Source organism: bacterium (genome assembly GCA_021372775.1).
Classification (GTDB): domain Bacteria; phylum Acidobacteriota; class Polarisedimenticolia; order J045; family J045; genus JAJFTU01.
This window is the reverse complement of the sequence record JAJFTU010000377.1, coordinates 1-4595: the sequence shown is the minus strand read 5'-3', so window position 1 is coordinate 4595 and position 4595 is coordinate 1. Positions and strand designations below refer to the sequence as shown.

The 4595-nt window shown below is 73.8% G+C and carries 6 protein-coding genes; 2 read left to right on the top strand and 4 right to left on the bottom strand.

What is annotated here, in order from left to right; translation table 11 throughout:
• Nucleotides 1-96: 96 nt before the first annotated feature.
• Complete coding sequence (locus LLG88_12475) at nucleotides 97-537, top strand: chemotaxis protein CheX (protein ID MCE5247719.1); 441 nt, start codon at nucleotides 97-99, stop codon at nucleotides 535-537.
• 21 nt (nucleotides 538-558) lie between these two features.
• Nucleotides 559-1629, top strand: coding sequence for a chemotaxis response regulator protein-glutamate methylesterase (locus LLG88_12470; protein ID MCE5247718.1), 1071 nt, complete (start codon nucleotides 559-561; stop codon nucleotides 1627-1629).
• Here LLG88_12470 and LLG88_12465 read toward each other — a convergent pair.
• The 4 genes from LLG88_12465 to LLG88_12450 form a co-directional block, all read right to left on the bottom strand.
• Nucleotides 1622-2362 carry a CPBP family intramembrane metalloprotease gene (locus LLG88_12465; protein ID MCE5247717.1) on the bottom strand — a complete coding sequence of 247 codons (741 nt, stop codon included), beginning with the start codon at nucleotides 2360-2362 and terminating at the stop codon, nucleotides 1622-1624. The two genes, LLG88_12470 and LLG88_12465, sit on opposite strands and share 8 nt — an antisense overlap.
• Nucleotide 2363: 1 nt before the next feature.
• Nucleotides 2364-2813 carry a TPM domain-containing protein gene (locus LLG88_12460; protein MCE5247716.1) on the bottom strand — a complete coding sequence of 150 codons (450 nt, stop codon included), beginning with the start codon at nucleotides 2811-2813 and terminating at the stop codon, nucleotides 2364-2366.
• A gap of 206 nt (nucleotides 2814-3019) precedes the next feature.
• Nucleotides 3020-3745, bottom strand: a complete 726-nt coding sequence (locus LLG88_12455; GenBank protein ID MCE5247715.1) for a TPM domain-containing protein — start codon at nucleotides 3743-3745, stop codon at nucleotides 3020-3022.
• A 41-nt stretch (nucleotides 3746-3786) separates the two neighbouring features.
• A complete protein-coding gene (locus LLG88_12450) occupies nucleotides 3787-4392 on the bottom strand; it encodes a LemA family protein (GenBank protein MCE5247714.1) in 606 nt (201 codons plus the stop codon).
• Between the last annotated feature and the right edge of the window lie 203 nt (nucleotides 4393-4595).

Below are 4595 nucleotides of genomic sequence, written 5' to 3'. Positions count from 1 at the left end.
AGCGGCTCGCCGCCAAGGGCGTGCCGATCGTCCACAAGCCGTTCAATCCCGCCACGCTCAAGGAAACGATCGTCAAACTGACGGGAGCCGAGATCCATGACGACGGACCGACTGGCGAACTCTCTTTCTGACGCCGCCGCCCAGGCGCTCGAAATGTCGGCGTTCATGGTGCCGACGCGGAACCTCTCCGACGAGCAGCGCGCGATGCCGCTGGACGTCGCGGTCGCCGTGGACATCCGCGGCCCGCGGCGCGGGCGGATGGTCTTCGCGGTGTCGCGCGGCATCCTCGCCGAGCTGGCCGCGAACATGCTCGGCGACGACGTGCCGCTGCCGCTCGACCAGCAGCGCGACGCCTTGGGGGAGATGCTGAACATCATCTGCGGCGCGTTCCTGCCGAGCCTCGAGGACGACGACGGCACCTACTCGATCTCCTCGCCGCGGCCGGCGACGTTCGAGGAGGAAAGCGCCGAGGGGGCGATCGTCGTCCACTTCGGCGTCGAGGACGGACGCGCGGCGCTGTCGCTGCGTTTGGAATAGGGCCGCGGACGGGGCGGGAGGCTGACGATGATTCGCGTGCTGGTCGTGGACGATTCCGCCCTCGTGAGGAAGATCCTCACCCAGGAGCTGTCGCGCTTTCCCGACATCGAGGTCGTCGGTTCGGCCGTGGACCCCTACGCCGCCCGCGACAAGATCGTCGCCCTCAATCCCGACGTCGTGACCCTCGACGTCGAGATGCCGCGCATGGACGGCCTCTCGTTCCTCGAGCGGCTGATGCGCTACCACCCCAAGCCGGTGATCGTCGTCAGCTCGCTCACGCCGGAGCACGGCGAGCTGGCGATCCGCGCGATGGCCCTCGGCGCGGTCGACGTGATCGCCAAGCCCGGCTCGGCCCTCTCGGTGCCGGACGTCGCCGACCGGCTGGCGCACGCCGTGCGCGCGGCCTCGGCGGCGCACGTCGAGCGGCGCGTGGCGCTGGCGCCGGCGCCGGCGGCCGGAGCGGCGGCCAAGAAGTCGCCCGCGCCGACGCTCCGCACGACCGACAAGATCGTCGCCATCGGCGCCTCGACCGGCGGGACGCGGGCGATCGAGGTCGTGCTGCGCGAGCTGCCGCCCGACTGCCCCGGCGTGCTGATCGTGCAGCACATGCCGGAGCGGTTCACCGAGTCGCTCGCCCGGCGCCTCGACTCGGTCTGCCGAATCGAGGTCCGCGAGGCGAAGGACAACGACCCCGTCGTCCCCGGCGTCGCGCTGATCGCCCCCGGCGGGCGCCACATGGAGCTGTGCCGCAGCGGCGCGCGCTACTACGTGATGACCAACGAGGCCCCGCCGCGCCACTTCCAGCGGCCGGCGGTGGACGTGCTGTTCGAGTCGGTCGCCGAGCGCGCGGGGGCCAACGCCGTCGGGGCGCTGCTCACCGGCATGGGGGCCGACGGCGCGGACGGGCTGCTGCGGATGCGCAAGGCGGGCGCCCACACGATCGCCGAGGACGAACGGACCTGCGTCGTCTACGGCATGCCGAAGGAGGCGATCGACCGCGGCGCGGCGGAGGAGGTGCTGCCGCTCGACCAGGTCGCCCGCGGGATCATCAACTCCCGCGTGCTGCAGGGCGAGATGGCGTCGGTCAGCTGACCGCCCGCAGGACCAGCGCGGCGGCGTTGAACGCCGCGTGGCAGGCGATCGGCGCCCAGATGTTCCGCTCGCGCCGGTAGAGCGCGGCGCAGGCGTAGCCGACGGCGAAGAGCGGCGGCGCCGAGGCCGGCATGCCGTGCGAGGCGGCGAAGAGGGCCGCGGAGATCGCCGCGGCGAGGGCGGGACGGAGCCGTCCGGCGAGGCCCGCGAAGACGAAGGCCCGGAAGAAGACCTCTTCGGCGAGCGGCGCGAGCGCGACCGCGGCGACGAAGAGCAGCGGCCACGGCCCGTCGAGCGCCGCCATCTGCCGCGTCTCTTCGGCGGTCGCGCGCTGCGCGACGGCCGGGACGGCCAGTTCGAGCGCCGCGCCGTAGAGCAGCGTCAGCGCGTCGAGTCCCAAGCCGACGACGACCGCGAGCAGCAGGCCGCGCGGACGCGGCCGCGCGAAGCCGAAGTTGCGGGCGGTCGCGGCGCCGAGAGCCAAGGCGACGCCGAGCGGCGCGCCGAGCAGCACCGCGTCGCCGACGAAGACGAGCAGGTAGCGGCAGACGACGCCGCTCGTCGGCAGCCCGACGGCGGAGGCGACGGCGGCGACGAGCAGCCCCGCGCCGACCATCGCCGCGATGCCGCCGAAAAGCCCGAGCGCGACGTCGAGCGCCCCCCACGGCGGGCGCGGCGCGGCGGGGCGGGGCGCCGCGGGCTCGGGCGCCGGCGGGAGGAGCGGCTCGCCCACGTCAGCCCCGGGAGATCTCGTCGGGGAGCTCGTTGACGTCGTCGTCGCGCCGCGGGAAGAACGAGGCCAGCGCCTCGCCCGCCGCCTCCACGCCCTGCGCGAGGCCGCCGGCGAAGTCGCCGCGGGCGAACGCCGTCTCGACGCCCCGCACGATCTCCGTCCAGAAGCCGTCGGGAACCTTGGCGTCGATTCCCGCGTCGCCGAGGACGGCGAAGCGCCGCTGGGCGGTGGCGACGAAGAAGAGCACGCCGTTCCGCTCGCGCGTCGCCGTCATGCCGAGCCGGCCGAACGCGGCGCGCGCCGCGGCGAGCACGTCGGAAACGCGGCCGCCGTGGAGGTGGACGCGGATCTCGCCGGAGGTGCACCGCTCGAACCGCTTGATCGCCTCGACGACGGCGCGTTCCTCTTCGGGCCCGAGGAACGAGGCCGGGGTGAGACGGCCGCGCCGCAGGGCGCGGCGCCGGACGACGAAGCCGGCCGCGAAGAGCGCGACCGCGAGAACCAGCGCCGCGGCGTCGAGCCACAGCAGCGGGGAGTCCCACGTGTCGGCGCGCCAGAGCGTTCCGGCCCAACCAAGCGTCGACGCGAGCGCGACGACGATTCCCGCCACCATCAGCGCGTCGCCCATGTGGACGGCGCGGACCGCCTTGTCCGCCATCACCATCCTCCCGAGGCGCCGCCGCCGCCGAATCCGCCGCCTCCGCCGCCGCCGAAGCCGCCTCCGCCGCCCCAACTGCCGCCGCCCCAGCCGCCGCCGCGGCCGCCGAGGAAGAGCAGCGCCCACCAGGGGATGCCGCCGCCGACGCGCCGGCCGAGGAAGGCCGCGCGGGCGATGAAGCGGACGAAGACGAAGAGCAGGACCAGCCCCATCACCGTCAGCTTGCCGCCGACGCGCGCCGCGCGGGTCGAGCGGCGCGGCGGCGGGGCCGAGTTGTCGCGGAAGACGCGGGCGCCGACCGTGGACGCCGCGTCGGCGAGGCCTCCGGCGTAGTCGCCGGAGCGGAAGGCGGGGGCGATGACTTCGCGGATGATCCGGCCGGCGACGCCGTCCGGCACCTGTCCCTCGAGGCCGTAGCCGACCTCGATCCGGACCTTGCGCTCCTTGAGGAAGACGGCGATCAGGGCGCCATTGTCCTGGCCCTTGAACCCCGGCTTCCACGCCTCGGCGACCTTCAGCGTCGCGTCCTCGAGCGGCTCGCCGTCGAGCGAGGGGAAGATCGCGACGCCGATCTGGAGACCGCGCTGGTTGAGCGCCGCGAGCCGGTCCTCGAGCCGCGCCCGCCCCTCTTCGCCGAGCAGGTCGGCGCCGTCGTGGACGAAGCGCGGCGGCGCGGGGGGGACGTCGAAGGCGCGCGCCCCGCCGACGAAGGCGAGGACCGCCAGCGCGGCGGCGGCGAACCGCCGCGCGGCGCGCGCGATCCCGCTCAGAACTGCACCTTGGGCGCCTGGTCGGCGCCGGCCTGGGCCTGGAAGTACGGCCGCGCGGAGAAGCCGGTCATGCCGGCCACGAGGCTCGCCGGGAAGAGGCGGATCTTCGTGTTGTAGCCCTGCACGACCTCGTTGAACCGCTTCCGCTCGACGGCGATCCGGTTCTCGGTGCCGGCCAGCTCGTCCTGCAGCTGGGTGAAGTTCTGGTTCGCCTTGAGCTCGGGATACTTCTCCACCGCGACGAGCAGCCGCGAGAGGGCGGAGGAGAGCTGCCCCTGCGCCTGCTCGAACTGGGCGAACTTCGCCGGATTGCGCGCGTCCTGCGCCGAGATGACCGTCTGGCCGGCCTTGGCGCGGGCCTCGGCGACCGCCGTGTACGTTTCCTTCTCGAAGTTGGCGACCCCCTTGACCGTGTTGACGAGGTTGGGGATCAGGTCCATCCGCCGCTGGTACTGGTTCTGGACTTGGCTCCACGAGGCGTTGACGCCTTCGTCCATGCGGACGAAGGAGTTTCGCGTGGCGACGAACCAGCCGCCGACCAACAGCAGCAGACCGCCGATCAACAGCAGGACCACGATCAAGATCACGAACGTGCGGCTCATGCCCCCTCCGAACGGACGCACCCGGCGCCCACCCTCTATTCTGCCCAAAGTGAAGCCGATCGTGTTGGCGCGGCGCCCGCCGCGACGGCGGACGGACGCGCCGACGCGCGGAATGGTGGCAGATCCGGAGCGCCGCCGCCTCCTCCGGACGCGGCCCTCGCGGAAATCCGCGGGGCGGAGCGCCCTGCGCGTCGCGCCGCGGG